The sequence below is a fragment of the Streptomyces sp. NPDC054872 genome (genome assembly GCF_053610705.1).
This window is the reverse complement of sequence record NZ_JBSGYY010000024.1, coordinates 60,624-76,785: the sequence shown is the minus strand read 5'-3', so window position 1 is coordinate 76,785 and position 16,162 is coordinate 60,624. Positions and strand designations below refer to the sequence as shown.

At 71.1% G+C, this 16,162-nt stretch carries 12 protein-coding genes; 6 read left to right on the top strand and 6 right to left on the bottom strand.

The window, feature by feature from the left end:
- Positions 1-11: 11 nt before the first annotated feature.
- From ACWGIH_RS26895 to ACWGIH_RS26885, 3 genes are read right to left on the bottom strand one after another with little or no spacing between them, the layout of a single operon-like run.
- On the bottom strand, positions 12-926 hold the full coding sequence (locus ACWGIH_RS26895; protein WP_453449603.1) for an ABC transporter permease: 915 nt from the start codon (positions 924-926) through the stop codon (positions 12-14).
- Positions 923-1,873, bottom strand: coding sequence for an ABC transporter permease (locus tag ACWGIH_RS26890; protein WP_453449604.1), 951 nt, complete (start codon positions 1,871-1,873; stop codon positions 923-925). Before ACWGIH_RS26890 ends, ACWGIH_RS26895 begins: the two co-directional genes overlap by 4 nt.
- The gene (locus ACWGIH_RS26885; protein WP_453449605.1) at positions 1,870-3,741 is read right to left on the bottom strand and encodes a peptide ABC transporter substrate-binding protein; all 1,872 of its coding nucleotides are present in this window, start codon (positions 3,739-3,741) and stop codon (positions 1,870-1,872) included. The genes ACWGIH_RS26890 and ACWGIH_RS26885 overlap by 4 nt, the downstream gene beginning before the upstream one ends.
- 169 nt (positions 3,742-3,910) lie before the next feature.
- Here ACWGIH_RS26885 and ACWGIH_RS26880 point away from each other — a divergent pair, with 169 nt between their 5' ends.
- The 6 genes from ACWGIH_RS26880 to ACWGIH_RS26855 all read left to right on the top strand — a co-directional run bounded on the left by ACWGIH_RS26880 (position 3,911) and on the right by ACWGIH_RS26855 (position 11,697).
- Positions 3,911-5,128 carry an ROK family protein gene (locus ACWGIH_RS26880; protein ID WP_453449606.1) on the top strand — a complete coding sequence of 406 codons (1,218 nt, stop codon included), beginning with the start codon at positions 3,911-3,913 and terminating at the stop codon, positions 5,126-5,128.
- Positions 5,125-6,699 carry a M81 family metallopeptidase gene (locus tag ACWGIH_RS26875; RefSeq protein WP_453449607.1) on the top strand — a complete coding sequence of 525 codons (1,575 nt, stop codon included), beginning with the start codon at positions 5,125-5,127 and terminating at the stop codon, positions 6,697-6,699. Before ACWGIH_RS26880 ends, ACWGIH_RS26875 begins: the two co-directional genes overlap by 4 nt.
- Before the next feature lie 97 nt (positions 6,700-6,796).
- A complete protein-coding gene (locus tag ACWGIH_RS26870; protein ID WP_453449608.1) occupies positions 6,797-7,627 on the top strand; it encodes a transporter substrate-binding domain-containing protein in 831 nt (276 codons plus the stop codon).
- An 84-nt stretch (positions 7,628-7,711) separates the two neighbouring features.
- A complete protein-coding gene (locus ACWGIH_RS26865; RefSeq protein ID WP_453449609.1) occupies positions 7,712-9,223 on the top strand; it encodes a hypothetical protein in 1,512 nt (503 codons plus the stop codon).
- Positions 9,224-9,257: 34 nt separating this feature from the next.
- Positions 9,258-10,328: a caspase family protein gene (locus ACWGIH_RS26860; RefSeq protein ID WP_453449610.1), complete on the top strand. Its 1,071-nt coding sequence runs from the start codon at positions 9,258-9,260 to the stop codon at positions 10,326-10,328.
- On the top strand, positions 10,315-11,697 hold the full coding sequence (locus ACWGIH_RS26855; protein ID WP_453449611.1) for a hypothetical protein: 1,383 nt from the start codon (positions 10,315-10,317) through the stop codon (positions 11,695-11,697). Before ACWGIH_RS26860 ends, ACWGIH_RS26855 begins: the two co-directional genes overlap by 14 nt.
- Positions 11,698-11,991: 294 nt before the next feature.
- Here the strand turns inward: ACWGIH_RS26855 and ACWGIH_RS26850 are convergent, their stop codons facing one another.
- The 3 genes from ACWGIH_RS26850 to ACWGIH_RS26840 all read right to left on the bottom strand — a co-directional run bounded on the left by ACWGIH_RS26850 (position 11,992) and on the right by ACWGIH_RS26840 (position 16,079).
- The gene (locus ACWGIH_RS26850) at positions 11,992-12,738 is read right to left on the bottom strand and encodes an AfsR/SARP family transcriptional regulator (protein ID WP_453449612.1); all 747 of its coding nucleotides are present in this window, start codon (positions 12,736-12,738) and stop codon (positions 11,992-11,994) included.
- A gap of 144 nt (positions 12,739-12,882) precedes the next feature.
- Positions 12,883-15,714 carry a helix-turn-helix transcriptional regulator gene (locus tag ACWGIH_RS26845; RefSeq protein ID WP_453449614.1) on the bottom strand — a complete coding sequence of 944 codons (2,832 nt, stop codon included), beginning with the start codon at positions 15,712-15,714 and terminating at the stop codon, positions 12,883-12,885.
- Between the two features lie 155 nt (positions 15,715-15,869).
- Entirely contained in the window at positions 15,870-16,079 is a 210-nt protein-coding gene (locus tag ACWGIH_RS26840; protein ID WP_453449615.1) for a hypothetical protein, read from the bottom strand.
- Between the last annotated feature and the right edge of the window lie 83 nt (positions 16,080-16,162).

The following is a 16,162-nucleotide window of genomic DNA, read 5'->3' as shown; positions in this document are numbered from 1 at the left end:
GTGGTTCTCCCTTACTTCCGCAGCCGTACTTCGAAGGCGTCCCGCAGCCCGTCACCGATGAAGTTGAACGCGGCGACGACCAGGACGATCGCGATGCCCGGCGGGAAGATCAGCCACCAGTAGCCGTTCTGGGTGTAGGTGATGCCGGCCGAGAGCATCGAGCCCCAGTCGGCCGAGGGCGGCGGAATGCTCAGGCCCAGGAAGGCCAGATAGCTGACGTAGAGGATGGCGTCGGCGATCTGGAAGGTGCAGTTGACGATGACCGTTCCGATCGCGTTCGGCACGATGTGCTTGAACACGGCCCGCGCGCCGCCGCCGCCCATCATCCGCATCGCCTGTACGTACTCGCGGTCGCGCAGCGAGAGCGCCTCGCCGCGCACCAGGCGGGCGGGGGAGAGCCAGGCGACGGACGCGATGATGAGGATGAGGACGCCCTTGCTGGGTGTGATGATCGCGGCGACCACGACGAGCAGGAACATCGCGGGGATGGCGAGCGCCGCGTCCGTGATCCGCATCATGGCCGCGTCCACCCAGCCGCCGAAGTACCCCGCGACGGCCCCGTACACGGTCCCGAAGAGCGTCGCGAGGAGACCTGCCGCCAGGCCGATCTCGAGGGACGTCTGCCCGGCGACCATCAGCCGCCCCACCATGTCGTAGCCGAGGTCGGTGGTGCCGAGGAGATGGCCGGAGCTGCCCGGTGCGAGATTCGCCTGGGACAGGTCGGTGTGCGTCTGCTCGGTGGAGTACAGGAGCGGCCCGAGGTAGCTGAAGGCAAGGAGCAGCACCAGGACCACCACGCCCGTCAGGGCGAGCTTGTTGCCGGTGAAGACCTGGAGCGTACGGCGGGCGAGCGAGGGCGTGGCCTGGGCCGCCGCCTCGTTCCCCGGGGCCGCCCCGGAAGTGACGTCTGCGGTCGCGGTACTCATGCCACGCTCCGTATCCGGGGGTCGAGGACGGCGTACAGGATGTCGGTGAGCAGCGAGCCGACGACGGTGGCGACGCCGACGACGAGCGTCACGCCGAGCAGGACCGGAAAGTCGGAGCCCTGTGCCGCGTTCCAGAACAGCAGCCCCATTCCGGGGTAGTTGAACATCGACTCGACGACGAGCGCGCCGCTGAAGAGCGTCGGCAGATACAGCCCGAGGAGTGTCGCGAGGGGGATCAGCGCGTTGCGCAGGACGTGCCGGACCATGATCCGGCGGCTGGACTGGCCCTTGGCCATCGCCGTACGGACGTATTCCTCGGTGAGGTTGTCGAGGACCGCCGAGCGCATGTAGCGGCTGAACATCGCCACGATGCCGAACGCCATGGTGACGACGGGGAGCACCAACCCCGTGAAGTCGCCGAGCAGTTCACCGACGCTCTCGCCCTGCGGTGCCTCCGCCGGGAGGATCGGCATCACCTGCGCGAACAGGATGATCATGATGAGGCCGAGGAAGAACACCGGCGTCGCGTAGAGCAGGAAGGCGAGCCCCGTCAGCGCGTAGTCCGACGCCTTGCCGCGCCGCACCGCCTGGAGCAGACCGAGCGGGACGGCGATGACCACGGCGAGCGCGGTGGAGAGCACCGTCAGGAGCAGCGTCTTCGGCAGGCGCTGCTTGAGCAGGTCGAGGACCGGAGAGTTGAGCTTGAACGACTCGCCGAGATCGCCGGTGAAGAGACGCTTCAGGTACATCAGGTACTGCGCGGGCAGCGAACGGTCGTACCCCTGCTGGTGGTTGAAGGTCTCGATCTGCTGCGGCGTGCCCTTCGGGCCGAGGATGGCGCGTGCGGGGCCGCCGGGCAGCATGTGGAGCAGCGTGAAGACGATGATCGAGACCAGGAACAGCACGACCAGCGCCTGAAGGAAGCGCTTGACCAGAAAGCCGGTCACTTGTCGGCTCCCTTCTTCTTGACGTAGTACCAGTCCTGCGGCGCGAAGGTGACGGTCGGGTTCTGGCTGACGCCCCGCAAGTCGTTGCGGATCACGGAGACCTGGTAGGCGGGGTTGGGCATCCACATCACCGGGAGCTGCTCGGCGAGGTACTCGCCGTACTCGTGCACGGCCTTCATGTCGGGCGAGTACTGCACGCCGCGGATGATCCGGTCCGCCTTCTTGTCGCTGTAGTTGCCGAAGTTGGCCGAAGCGCCGGTGGAGAAGAGCTGCTCACCGCTCGGGTTGAGCGGGTAGTACCAACTGCCGGCCGTACCGAAGAAGGACATGTCCCAGTCGCAGCCGGGATCCTTCGCCGTGCAGGGAACGGAGTTGCCGAGCACCGAGTTCAGCGGCTGCTGACGCACGGTCAGGTCGATCCCGCCCTTGGAGAGCGAGGACTTGAGCTCCTGCATCATGTTCGTGGTCTCGGTCGAGCCGGACTGGGAGAGCAGGGTGAGTTCGAGTGGGGCGTTCTTCGCGATGCCCTTGCCGCACTCGTCGGCGCCCGTTCCGGGGCGTACGCAGCGGGCGGTGCCGTCCTGCGTCTTCCAGCCGTGCCCGGTGAGGAGCGCCTTCGCCTTCCGCACGTCGAAGGGGTACTGGTTCTTCTCCATCGCCTCGGACAGGTACTGGCTCTTCGGCGTCACCGGCACCGGGCCGAGCGTCGGCGTCGCGCTGCCCTGCCAGATGACGTCGCTCATCGCCTTCTGGTCGACGAGATGCTGCATCGCCCGGCGGATGTAGAGCTGGTCCATCATCGGACCCGCGTGCGTGGAGTTGAAGTTGTAGACGATGTACGTCGCCGCCCAGCCCTCCCAGGGGTCGGTGCGGTAACCCTTCTCCTCGAACTTCTCCTTCTGCGCCATCACCGACGGCGGGATGTAGCCGTAGTCGACGCCACCCGAGCGCAGGACGTTGTACTCGGAGTCGGCCGTGGTGAAGGGCTTGAAGACGACCTTGTCGAGGTGCGGGCGCTGCGACTTCGGACCGGTGTACTTCTCGTTCGGGACGATGGTGACCTGACCGCTGTCGCGCCAGCCCGCCAGCTTCCAGGGGCCGTTGACCGTCTTCCAGAGCGGGTCCGAACCGTAGGACCCGAGGCTCTTGGCGTGCCGCGTGAGCCGCGCGAAAACGGCCTTGGCGCCGGACTTTGTGCGGTCCCAGTCGCCGACCTCGCCGCCGTCGGCCTTGGCGTCCCAGGCGTGCTGGGGGAGGGCGCGCATCAGGGTGAGCTGGTTGGCGGTGAACCAGTCCGGGTTGTAGGCGCGGCTCAGGTGCAGCCGCACGGTGTGGTCGTCGACCGTCTCCAGCCGCTTGACGTTGTCGGGCATCGTGCCGACCGAGTAATTGCCCCAGCTCGTCTTGTTGGCCTTGACGAGGTTGAACCAGAACTCGATGTCCCGCGAGGTGACCGGCTTCCCGTCGGACCACGTCACGCCCTCGCGCAGGTGCACGGTCACCGTCTTGTTGCCGTCGCTGAACTCCGGCTGCTTGCCCAGCGTGCTCGGGCCGTGCGTGGTCAGCTCGCCCTTCTCCTGCACGGCGTCGTACACCGGCATGAAGAGCAGCGACTGGATGCCGTAGTTGTACGAGGCCCCGTAACCGGGGGCGCCGATCGGGAAGATCCAGTTCGGTGTCGCGGCGGGCGGCAGGGCCATCGTGGCGGTGCCGCCCTCGACCGGAGTGCCGCCGGTGGGGCCCATGTCGACGCGGCCGCCCTCCTGTGTGCAGCCGGTGACCGCCGTGAGGGCGAGCGCGGCGACGGTGGCCGCCGCGGCTATGAGCGCCCGGCGCCGGGCGCGGGGACGTGATCGCCGTGAGCGCATGGCGAAGGGCCTCCAAGGATGCGAGAGCCGGACCGTGCCGGAGATCGACGGGCGGCGCCTGAACGCTAGGTCTGGCGACAAAATCAAGTCAAGAGCTTCGTTCGGCAAGAAGTCCTAAAGTCGGGAGGGTCTGGCCAACTTGCTTCGAAGGGACCTAGTGTTCCTCCCGATGTCGAACGAACTGATCGAAGCAACTGGGGGCGGCATGGCCGGAACACCGCACGGCGAACCGGGGTCGGCGCAGCACATCCTGCAGCTGGTCTCCTCGGGCGCCGCCTCGTCCCGGGCCGATCTCGTACGGGAACTGGGGCTCGCCCCCTCCACCGTGTCGCTGCGCGTGCAGGAACTCGTCACCGCGGGCGTGCTCACCGAATCCGGCGAGGGCGCCTCACGCGGCGGCCGCCGCCCCCGGCTCCTGCGCGTCCGGGCACAAGGCGGTGTCGCCCTTGCCGCCGACCTCGGCAGCCACCACGCGCGCATCGGCGTCGTCGACCTCGGCGGCACCGTCCTGGACGCCGTCGACCTGCCGCACGACATCACCGCCGGACCCGAGTCCGCCGTCGACTGGCTCTGCGGGCAGGTCGCCGAACTGGGCGCCCGGCAGCGTGCGGCGGGCCGCACCGTCCGCGCCCTGGGTGTCGCCTTCCCGGGGCCCGTGCAGCCCGCGGAGGGCCGCGTCCTGAGCCCCTCCCGCATGCCCGGCTGGCACCGCTACCCGCTGCGTGACGTCCTCGCCGAACGCCTCGGCATCCCCGTCACCGTCGACAACGACGCCACGATGATGGCCGTCGGCGAACACCGCACCGCACGCCCCGGACTCGACCACATGGTCGTCGTCAAGGCGGGCCGCGGCATCGGCAGCGGCGTCATCGTCGCGGGCCGACCGCACGACGGCGCCAACGGCTCGGCGGGCGACATCAGCCACGTACGCATCGAGGCGGCGGGCGACCGTCCGTGCAGCTGCGGCAACATCGGCTGCCTGGAGACCGTGGCGAGCGGCGCCGCCCTCATCCGCGAACTCGCCCTGCAGGGCGTCGAGGTGGAGGACACCACCGAACTCCTGCGGCTCGTCGCCGACGGCGACCCGCAGGCCACCACGCTCGTGCGCACCGCCGGCCGGCACATCGGCACGGTCCTGTCCGTCGTCGTGAACTTCTTCAACCCCCAGGCAGTCGCCCTCGGCGGTGTCCTCGCCACCGCCGAACCGCTCGTCGCCGCCGTACGCGGTGTCCTCTACGAGCGCTGTCTGCCCCTGGCCACCGCGGACCTGGAGATCACCACCACCGTGACAGGGCGCGACGCGGGCCTCCTCGGCGCCGGCCTCACCGCCCTGCGCCAGAACCTCCCGACCACCCCGGCACCCCAGGAAGAGAGCGTCCAGGCATGACCACCCCCGCAACCCACCAGCGTCGCCTCCGTATCGGCATCGGCGGCATCGGCATCGAGTCCTCCACCTTCTGCCCGCACCGCTCCACCACGGACGACTTCCGCCAGACCCGCGGCCAGGACCTCCTGGACCGCTACACCTGGACCCGGCCGGACGCGGACCTGGCGTACACCGTCGAATGGGTGCCGCTCCTGCACGCGACCTCGCTGCCCGGCGGCCCGGTGGAAGCGGAGTCGTACCTGCTCCTCAAGGACGAACTGGTCACGCGCATACGGGAAGCGGGCCCCCTGGACGGCCTCGTGTACGACATCCACGGCGCGATGAGCGTCATCGGCCTGACCGACGCCGAGGCCGACCTGACGGAAGCCGTCCGCGCCGCCCTCGACGCCGTCGGCACCCCCGACGGCGGCCGCCCGATGATCTCGACCGCCATGGACCTGCACGGCAACGTCTCACGCCGGTTCGCCGAGCCCGTCGACCTGCTCACCGCGCACCGCCTCGCCCCGCACGAGGACGCCTGGGAGACCCGCGAGCGCGCCGCCCGCAACCTCGTGCGCTGTCTGCGCGACGGGGTGCGGCCGCACCGCGCCTGGGTGCAGGTGCCGGTGCTCCTGCCCGGCGAGAAGACCAGCACCCGCCTGGAGCCCGCCAAGTCCCTCTACGCCTCGCTCGCCGACGTCGAGAAGCTGGACGGCATCCTCGACGCCGCCCTGTGGGTCGGCTACGCCTGGGCGGACGAACCGCGCTGCAAGGCCGCGATCGTCGTCACCGGCGACGACCCCGAACTGGCCGCCGCCGAGGCCGAGAAGCTCGCACGCCGGTACTGGGACGCGCGCCGTGACTTCGTCTTCGTCGGGCCGACCGGCGGCGCCGAGGAGTGCGTCGCGAAGGCCGTGGCCTCGGACAAGCGGCCCTTCCTGATCAGCGACTCCGGCGACAACCCGACGGCGGGCGGCGCCGGCGACCTCGCGTACATGCTGGGCAAACTCCTGGAAAACGAGGACCTCCGCTCCGGGAAGGTCACCGCCGTCCACCCCGGCATCACCGACCCGGTCGCCGTGGCCCGCTGCTTCGCGGCCGGAGTGGGCGCCGAGGTCACCCTGAGCGTGGGCGGCAAGGTCGACGCGAACCACGGCGGACCGTACGAACTCACCGGCACAGTCGTGGCGTTGCAGTGCGCGACCGAGCAGCGGGACCGGGCGGAGGGCGGCGCCTACGACCGTGGCGTCGACATGGCGGCGGTACGGACCGGTGGCCTGACCGTGATCCTGGTCGAGCGCCGCAAGCCGTTCCACACCCTCGCGGACTTCATGGGCCCGGCCGATGGCGGCCTCGGCATCGACCCGCGCACCTTCGACCTGGTGGTCGTGAAGATCGGCTATCTGGAGCCCGAGCTGCACGACATGGCTGCCGACTGGCTCCTCGCCCTCACCCCGGGCGGCGTCGACCAGGACCTGCCGCGGCTCGGCCACCACCGTGTGGAGCGCCCGCTCTACCCGTTCGACGAGGACGCGTACGCCACCGGGGCGGGCCCGGACCTGACGGCAACCCGGCTGACGCCGCTCGCCTGAAGAGCCGGTGATCGCCTGATGAGAAGGGACTTCACCAGCCAGATCGCTTCTGCGAAGGTGATCCCTTCGAGCCGCGAACCCGTACGGAGGAGCCCCCGTGAAGCGTGCCGCCACCCTGTCCGCCCTGGTCTGCCTGCTCGCCGTCACGGCCGCCGCGCCCGCGTCACCCGACGCGGCGCGCGGCAAGGACCGACACCACGGCAGCCTGCTGGACTCCGTGCCGAGATCGGGCGTCCTGCGGGTCTGCACCACCGGCGACTACCGCCCGTTCACGCACCTCGACCCCACCGACAAGACGTACAGCGGCGTGGACATCAAGATGGCCGAGGACCTGGCGGAGAGTCTGGACGCCAAGCCCGAGTACGTGCACACCACTTGGGCGAACCTCACCAAGGACGTCGCGGCGGGACGCTGTGACATCGCGGTCGGCGGTGTCTCCATCACCCTGCCGCGCGCCCGCCAGGTCTACTTCGGCGAGCCGACCCGCGAGGACGGCAAGACGCCGATCGTGCGCTGCGCGGACAAGGAGAAGTTCGGCGAGGGCACGCTCAAGGACATCGACAAGCCGGGCACCACCGTCATCGTCAACCCCGGCGGAACGAACGAACAGTTCGCGCGCGAGAACGTCAAGCAGGCCACCATCAAGCAGCACCCGGAGAACACCACGATCTTCCAGGAGATCATCGAGGGCCGCGCGGACGTGATGATGACCGACGCGAGCGAGACCCGCTACCAGTCCAAGATCCACCCCGAGCTCTGCTCCCTGCACCCCGACAAGCCCTTCACCTTCTCCGAGAAGGCCTACGCGCTGCCCCGCGGGGACGACGAGTTCAAGGCGTACGTCGACCAGTTCACGCACCTGGCCACCCACGACGGGACCTATGCGGGCTACGAGGCGGAATGGATGGGTCCTGCCTCGGGGTCCTAGCCGCTCCCGGCCGTTCCCGGTCCGGGGTTATCCCTGAGCCCGTCCCCGATGTCGTGGCGGTGGCGCCGCCCTACCTTCCTGGGCATGGCTTCCTACCGTGAGCGGTGCATCCACAGCAGGCAGGGTGGTCGACTCGCCTCGACCACCACCGCCGACATCGACGAGCTCGTGGCCGGCCTCAAGGACCGGCGGCGTGTGGTCCTCCACTTCCACGGCGGACTCATCGACGACACGCTGGGGTTCGCCACCGCCGCGCGGCTCGCTCCCGTGTACGAGGCGGCGGGCGCGGAGCCCGTCTTCTTCGTGTGGAGCAGCGGGCTCCTGGAGACCCTGCGGGGCAACCTGCCACAGATCCTGAACGAGAGCGTCTTCCGTACGCTGCTCAACAGGGTCACCCGTTATGCCACCGGCACCGTGTTCCGGGAGCCGGGACAGCGAGCCCTCGGGGCGGTGGTCACCCCCTCCCCGAGGGCTGTAGCAGCCGAACTCGCCCGGGTCAGGGCGGGACAGGAGCCTTACGCGCGGCTGACCGCCCCGCCCGAGGTGCCGCCCCTGAACGAGGACGAGCAGCGGCAGATCGCCGCCGAACTCTCGGCGGACACCGAACTGGCCGAGCGCACCCGGGAGATCGTCAACTCGGTGATGCCGCAGGCCGGACCCACCCCCACAGAGCCGGTCGCCGCGGCGCGAGACATCGTCGGGGGGCGTGCCGCGGCGGCCACACTGATGTCACCGGACATCGTGGCCGACCTCGCGGACCGGGCGGCCACCGGGGAACGCGCCCTGGTGAGCACCGCGTTGATGGTGCGCAAGACGGTGCGCGTCGTGGCGGCCGTCGTCGGCCGCTTCCGGCAGCGCAACGACCACGGGCTCTACACGACGGTCGTCGAGGAGATCCTCCGCGAGTTCTACCTCGCCAACGTGGGCGCCGCCATCTGGGACGCGATGAAGCGGCAGACCGCGGACACCTTCACCGCCGCGGACCACGAGGTCCGCGCCGGACGGTACTTCCTCGACCGGTTCGCCGAGCTGCTCGCCTCAGGCACCCGCCCCCAGGTGACCGTGGTCGGCCACAGCGCGGGCGCCGTGTTCATCGGCAACCTCCTCGACGACCTGGTGCGCAGGCGCGCCGCGGTCGACGACCCGCTCCCCGCCGACTTCAGGCTGCGGGACGTGGTGCTCCTCGCGCCGGCCTGCACGGTGGGGCAGCTCGCGCCCGTGATCCGCCGCCAGGCCGAACTCTTCGACCGGCTACGGATGTTCACCATGACCGACCGAGCGGAGCAGGCCGACCACCTCGTGCCGTTCCTGTACCCGAGGTCGCTGCTGTACTTCATCTCCGGTGTCCTGGAGCGCGGCCCGTCCCGGCGGTCCGCCGTCATGCCCGTCGCGGGCCTGCAGCGCTGGTATCTCGACCCGACCGCTCTTGGCCCCGACTCCGACGACCTGCGCGGCTTCCTGCGGGCGGACCCCGCGCGCACGGTGTGGTCACCGGGTGACGGCGGCCCAGGGCTGAGCGCGGGGGCACTCAGCCACGTCGCGTTCGACGACGACCCGCAGGTCCTCGCGAGCCTGGCGGCGATGCTCGCGGACTGACGGCGCGAGGACCGAACGTAGGGGGAGAATCCGAATGAACGACCTGCACTACGCCGTGGTCGTCGGCATCAACCGTTATCCGGCCATCAGCGACCTGCAGGCGGCACGGGGTGATGCGGTCCGGTTCCGTGACTGGCTCGTCGACCCCGAGGGAGGCGACGTGCCCGAGGCCAACGTCACGCTGGTGACCGCGACCGAGGAGCAGGAACGCACCGCGGACTTCATGACCGCCGTACCCACCAGGGAGAACGTCGACCTGGCGCTCTACCGTGCCAACAGCGCGGTCCAGCGGGCGATGGAGGACCGCCCCGAGGAGGAATGGGAGGCCGCGAGGCAGCGCACCCGGCTCTACTTCTTCCTCGCGGGGCACGGTTTCATGACGCCCCCCAACAGCACCGCGCTGCTCATGGCCAACGCGGCGTTCGACCTGCTCGGCAATCACCTCGCCGTGGGCCAGTACCTGGACTGGTACGAGACGTCGTCGCCGTTCCGCGAGATCGTCTGCTTCGCGGACTGCTGCCGTACGAGCAGCGGCAACGGCTCCATGTTCCCCTTCGGGCCGCCCTTCACCACCACGACGGCCGCGCTGGAGAAGGTCGATTGCTTCGTGGGGTACGCCACCTCGCAAGGAGACCCGGCCTACGAGGAACAGAACGCCGAACCCGACCTGGCGCGCGGGCATTTCACGACCGCGCTCCTCGACGGTCTGGCCGGCCGCAGCGCCAACCGCAAGGGGGTCATCACCTCCGACAGCCTCGCGGACTACGTCGTACGGCATGTGGAGGACCGCACGAAGCACCTGCTGATCCCGCAGCAGCCCAGGTTCGTCAAGGGCAGCACTCCGATGATCTTCGCGCGTGACGTGGAGAACGGAACGCCCTTGGTCACGCTGCGGTTCCCGGACGGCTTCCGGGGCTGGGTGCAGCTGCGCGGCGGCGATCCCGACGAGCCGCCGCTGAGGCTGCTCGTCGACGCCACGGAACGCGTCGAGAAGCTCGCGCCGGGGCTGTACCGCGCGACGCCGGAGAGCTGGGCGGCGGAAAACTTCCAGAACGACGGATTCTTCGAGGTAATGACGGGCGGTGGGAATGGTGTCCAGCTCTGAAGAGCGGCGGCGCGCGCGGGAGATGAGGGCGAAGCAGGTGCCGTTCGTCGTCATACCGGACACCCCGTCGGTCCTCGTCACGGTCACGGACTCCGCGTTCCGCGAGGTGGCGCACGCGATGGGCACCATCGACACGACGCTGCCACCCGGCATCTACCGCATCGAGCAGCGCTTCGGCGGACAGGTGCAGAGCCACTTCGTCGAGGTCGGCACCGAGCCGTTCACCGAGCGCCTCGCCCTGCCCCGCCTGCCGACGGCCACGCCGGTCGAGGGCACGCCCACGACCCGGCAGGACCACCGCGCGGCCGCGATGCGCTGGAGCACCGAGGCGACGCACGGCGGGGAGCCGCCGACCCTGATGGTCCTCGTCCGCAACCTGCGCCGGGGATGGCAGCTCGATCCCTTCGCCCTGGAGGTCGCCGACGAGCGCGGTGCGCCCGTGGACGGCGGCGCCGGGGGCTGGGAGCCGTCCGGCGGACAGGAGTGGGCGGCCTGGAGCGGTGAACTGCCGCCCGGTGGCTACCGGTTGAGGACGCGCAGGCAGCCCGCGGATGGCTTGTCCCTCGCGCAGGCGCTGCACGTGCTCGACGGGTGGACGACCCTGGTGTTCGTGAGCAACGGCCCGCAGGGCCCGCAACCGCAGTACGCCTCGATCCAGCTGGTGCCCCGCGGAGTGGGCTGGCAGCCGGCCGACCGCACCCTGGACCTCGCCATGGAGGCCGCACTGTCGGGGCTGCGGCAGGGGATCGACCTCGTGTCGACGCGGCAACTGCACGGCCTGCTCGACGCGCGGAACGTCAACCCCTTCCTCGGCATCATCGGGGCCCATGCCCTGCTGCTGCACCCGAACCCCGACCTGGGGCGGATCGGCAGCATCCTGGACCGGCTCGTCACGTACGCCCCCGTCCAGCCGGACATCGCCGCGCTGTGCACGCTGCTCGACGAGCCGGTGCCGCCGGTCGCTTCACCGCCCATGCTCGCGGCCTCCTGCCGGCTGCTGGTCCGGGCGGACTCGGCGGACCCGGGGATCCTCCAGGACGGTTCGCCGGCCGAGAGCGCGGCGGGTCACCTGGTCGGGCGCGGGGTCTGGACGACCTGGCTGGAGCAGGAGCCCCGGCCGGACATCGCGGCGCGCGGCGGCCTCGTCCCACCGGAGGCGGCGAACACCCGCGCGGCGAGGCGCTCCCGGGCCGTCGACCCGGTCGACCGGGTCCGGCGCTACGTGTGCGAGATCGCGAGCGTCGAGGACAGAAGCGTCGACGACGTACTGCGCAGCATGGAGCCGCAGGACCTGTCACGCAGGACCGGGCTGCCGCACAGGGCGGTCGACCAGGCCATCGAGAAGCTCAGGCGCCCGCAGGGGGAGTGAACGGAGAACGGTGACGGCCCCGGGAGGCATCGCCGGCCGGAGCCGTCACCGCTACCGGCGTCCCAGGCCGCGCTCGGCACCCCCGTGACCGTGCGTGGCGGAACGTCGGTGGCCTGCCGGCCGCGTCCCCCAACGCGACCGGCAGGGGCGGGTTGGCCGGCCCGCGGCCCGTGCACCCCCGAACGCGCACGGACAGCCGGGCCGGCGGTGACGTGGTGGCACGTCACCCGTTCTTGTGGAACCCCCGCCGCGGTCCCGGTCCTCATGGCGCCCCTCGCCTTCCCCTCGTATCCGTCAGGTCAGCGCGTGGCGCACCATCGTGCGGAACTGCTCCGAGGGTTCGACGCCGAGCTCCGCGCGGAGCAGCCCGCGGAACGCCTTGAAGTGACGCACCGCCTCCACGAGGTTGTTCTCGGCGATGTGCACCGTCACGACCGCACGGTGCGCGCTCTCGCGCAGCGGATCGACCCGGGTGCTCTCCAGCGCGGCCTCCAGGGCGGGGGCGTACTGCTCGTGCGCGACGAGCCGCGCGGAAAGGGCCTCCAGCGCGTGCAGCCGCATCTGATGCAGCCGCTCGCGCTCGAACACCACCCAGTCCTGGTGCCAGCCGGGCAGCAGTTCGCCCCTGTCCATCAGCGCGGAGCACGCGACCCCGGTTCCCTCGGCCGGGGCCGCGAGTATGTGGTGAGCCGTGGCGGTGAAGTCCTCGATGTCCATCCGGACCCGCCGGCTGAGTGCGAGCACCCCGGGCCGGGGGCCGCAGACGGCTGAACCCGCCGCGTTCAGGCGCCAGATGGCGGTGCGCAGGCATGCCCGCGCCCGGTCCTCGGTGACGTCGGGCCACAGGGTGCCCGCGAGCACCGAGCGTGTCGCGGGACCCCGCAGCCCGAGGAGGGCGAGCAACTGCTGTCCGCTGGCCGGCACGTCGACCTGTCCGTCGCCGTCGCCGTCGCCGCGGCTGAGATGAAATCCCCCCAGCAGCCGCAGCCGCAGGGCCGGTGGTGCGTCGCCGCGTACCGCCGGACATTCCGTGACAGCCATCTGCGCTCCCCCAGTCGTGCATCCCATCCCCTGACCAGCCAAGAAACTACGCCGGACAGGGGCAGGGGTGCCTCAGGGAACCGCCCAGGGATAACCCCGGTGTGCCGGGGCTCCGGCCAGGGGAGGCCGCCATGTCTGCCGTGTCTAGGACGACGTGCGCCGGGCCTGGGGGGCGAAGTGCTGTACGAGCCCGATACGCGAGGTGATCCCGAGCTTCGTATAGGTGTGGCCCAGGTGGTACTCGATGGTCTTGACGCTCAGTGCGAGCGCGGTGGCGATCTGCCGGTTGGTGAAGCCCTGCGACGCGAGGCGCGCGACGGCCAGCTCCTGCGGGGTGAGGCCATCGGCGGCGGAGTCGGCGGCCGCCGGATCGTGTGCGGGCCGCGGGGGCGCCGCCCGCCCGCAGGCGTCCAACTCCCGTTCGCAGCGCGCCAGATAGGGCGATGCCTCCAGTTCTTTCAGCGTCGTGTACGCCGCCTGGAGCTGGGCCACGGCGACCGAGCGGCGGCCGACCCTGCGCAAGAACGCCCCGTGGTCGAGCTGGACGCGGGCGCGGCCGAACGGGGAGGGGATCTGCGCCGCCTGGTCGTGCGCGCGCAGGAATGCCGCCTGGGCGCGGTCCGTCTCCCGGCGCGCCGCGTGCAGATTGCCGCGCACCCGGGCCGCGGCGGACAGCGCCCCGTGCTGCCCGCGTGCCTGCGCCCGCTCCTCGTAGGGCAGCAGGACCGCCTGCGCCTCGTCGAGGTCGCCGAGCTGGATCAGAGCGTCGACGAGGAGCTCACGCCAGGCCACCACTCCCGGTTCGTTCACCCCGTCGTGCGAGGCGAACTCAAGGAGCGGCCGCAGCGCTTCGACCACCCGCTCCGGCTCCGCGCGGGCCTCTGCGAAGGCCCCGTGCGCCGATGCCGCGTACGCGTAGGCGAGGGCGCTCTCGTCGCAGCCCGGCGCGTCCAGGGCGAGCCGCAGGTGTGCCGAGGCGCGGTCCCATGAGCCGCGTGCCGAGAGGATCCAGCTGGCGATGGCGTGGGTGACGGGCTTCAGCCACGACTGCTCGCTGTCGTCGGCGATCGAGGCGGACGCCTCGGCGTGGATGAGCGCCTCGTCCCAGTCGCCGAGCCGGTGCAGGGTCTGCGCGAGCGCGGAGGCCGAGAGCAGCCGCAACGGCACTGTTCCCTTGCGGCAGTTGGCGACCGCACCGAGCAGGTCGGCCCGGGCGCCGAGCAGGTCGTCCGACCAGAGCCGCAACTGGCCGCGGGCAAGCAGCAGATCGATGTTCGAGGGCGGCACGAGAAGCGGATCGGGAAGGTCACCGGCAAGTTCGATGCCCTTCTTGGCGAACCCGCTGAGCCCCAGCGCGAGGAGATGGTTGAAGCGCAGCATCCGGCTCGGCCCCTGGAGGGTGGAGAGCCGCTGGGCACGCTCGGCCCACTGTGCGGCGTCGGAGGAGCGCCCGCGCATCACGGCGGCGTAGCTCAACTGCTCCGCCGCGCGCGCCGCCAGCGAGGGGTCGCTCTCGTGGTCGCACTGGTTCCAGGCGTCGACGAGCAGGGTCTGGGCCTGCTCCATGCGGCCCTGGACACGTGCCACATATCCGCGTACGTAACCGCGCAGCGCCGGGTCCGCGCCGGGCGGCAGTCCCGCCGCCAGCTCGGCGGACTCGTGGACGCGGCCGTCGAGCAGCAGCGCCTCGACCGCCTCGACGGCGAGCCGGTCGCGCTCCAGGTCGGTCGTCGCCACCCGTGAGGCGTGCCGCAGGTGGGTGCCGGCCACCGCCCAGCGGCCGGTGGCCGCCTCGCGCCGCGCGCAGGCGGCGAGGGCGGCGGCCAGGTGCTCGTCCGGGCCCGTGGCGGCGAGCACCCGGTGGCGCAGGCTCGCGTAGTCGTCGTCGACCAGGGCGGCGGCCCGCGTGTGCAGATCGGCGCGATGGGCGGGGCCGATGTCCTGGTAGACCGCGGCATGGACGAGGGGGTGCGGGAAGGCGATCTCGGGAGCGGCGCCCGGGTGAGTCTCCCTCAACAACCCCGCCTTGACGGCTCGTTCGAGCGCCGGCAGAGGCGCGGTGACACGGGCCAGGGAGGCGGCCACGCTCAGCGGGCAGGAGAGCCCGAGCACGCTGACGGCCTGGACGAGCCGCAGCGCCTGGGGCCCGCACTCGGCGAGGCTGGCGAGCACCAGCATGGCGTACGAACGCGGCGCGGGCAGCGGTGTGGTCACGTCCCGCAGGACGTGCGCGGGCACCTGGTCCAGGAGGGCGCGGGCGTGCAGCGGGTTGCCGTGCGTGTGGTCCCGCAGGCGTACGGACGCGGAATGCGGCAACCGGTTGCTGCCCATCTGCGCGCTGAGGGAGCCCAGTTCGTCCGGGCTGAGGCCGTGCAGGGGAATGCGCCGGGTGCGGACGTCGGCCAGCAGCCGGCGTATCCCGTCGGGCAGTTGAGGGGCCTGCGGGTCCCGCGCCGTCACGATCGCGAGGACCTTGTCGACGCGCAGCCGCCGCAGCGCGAACGTCAGCGCGTTCAGTGACGCGGAGTCGGCCCAGTGGGCGTCGTCGAGCACCATGATGACAGGGCCCTTGTCCTGCAGTTCGCTCAGCAGGTCGAGCAGTCCGAAGCCGGCGGCGAGCGGCGGCAGGTTGCCGGGCGCCGAGCCGGGCGTGCGGACCAGCGAACCCAGGCTGTCCGGCAGCGGGATGGGACTCTGCCCGACGAACTGGGCGAGTACCCCGCAGGGCAGCGCGCTCTCGTTCTCCTCGCCGCTGGCCTGGAGCACACCGGCGTCGCCCGCCGTGTCCAGAAACCTGCGCACCAGCGCGGACTTGCCGATGCCGCCGGGTCCGTCGATCAGGACGAGACGCGGCGCGCCCTCGCGTGCCTGGCGGAACTCCTCCTGGAGCGCCGCCAGTTCGCGTGTACGGCCGGAGAACGCCTCATGGGGTGCCGGTGAGGGGACATGGCCGCTCAGTGTGTCGCCGGACGTCATCACCGCCCCCATATGTCGGCACCCGGTACGGACGCCTGGACTGTGCCGGCGTACCGTGCCGGGTGCGTGGCCCTGAACGTCCACGATGATGCCGGAACCGCTCCCGGTACAAGCCGATTCGCCACTCCCGAAGAGCCGGTTCACGCGAGCCGGTATCAGGAGTCACAGGAGTCGTCACCCGCCGCGCAGGCGCACTCTCCGGACTCCGCGGACGCGGCGTCCGGAGGTGGTTCGAGCAGCGAGAGCAGTTCGAGCCAGCCGTGGAACTGCGTGCGGGGGCCCGTGTCCCCTTCCTCGCAGCTCTCGCCCACCACATTGCCGTGCACGCCCCCGGGGGAGCGGAACACCTCGATGACGTAGCGCACAACGTCCTCCCGAGGGCCGTTACAGGCCCCGAACCGTGACACATCGCGACAGCGCCACGGTACGAACCCCGGACCGGCCGCCG

Excerpts from the sequence above, each read along its gene's own strand:
- ACWGIH_RS26845 (WP_453449614.1), bottom strand. The coding sequence starts at position 15,714 with ATGACGTCCGGCGACACACTGAGCGGCCATGTCCCCTCACCGGCACCC.
- ACWGIH_RS26895 (WP_453449603.1), bottom strand. The coding sequence starts at position 926 with ATGAGTACCGCGACCGCAGACGTCACTTCCGGGGCGGCCCCGGGGAAC.
- ACWGIH_RS26865 (WP_453449609.1), top strand. The coding sequence starts at position 7,712 with ATGGCTTCCTACCGTGAGCGGTGCATCCACAGCAGGCAGGGTGGTCGA.
- ACWGIH_RS26875 (WP_453449607.1), top strand. The coding sequence starts at position 5,125 with ATGACCACCCCCGCAACCCACCAGCGTCGCCTCCGTATCGGCATCGGC.
- ACWGIH_RS26860 (WP_453449610.1), top strand. The coding sequence starts at position 9,258 with ATGAACGACCTGCACTACGCCGTGGTCGTCGGCATCAACCGTTATCCG.
- ACWGIH_RS26880 (WP_453449606.1), top strand. The coding sequence starts at position 3,911 with ATGTCGAACGAACTGATCGAAGCAACTGGGGGCGGCATGGCCGGAACA.
- ACWGIH_RS26885 (WP_453449605.1), bottom strand. The coding sequence starts at position 3,741 with ATGCGCTCACGGCGATCACGTCCCCGCGCCCGGCGCCGGGCGCTCATA.
- ACWGIH_RS26850 (WP_453449612.1), bottom strand. The coding sequence starts at position 12,738 with ATGGCTGTCACGGAATGTCCGGCGGTACGCGGCGACGCACCACCGGCC.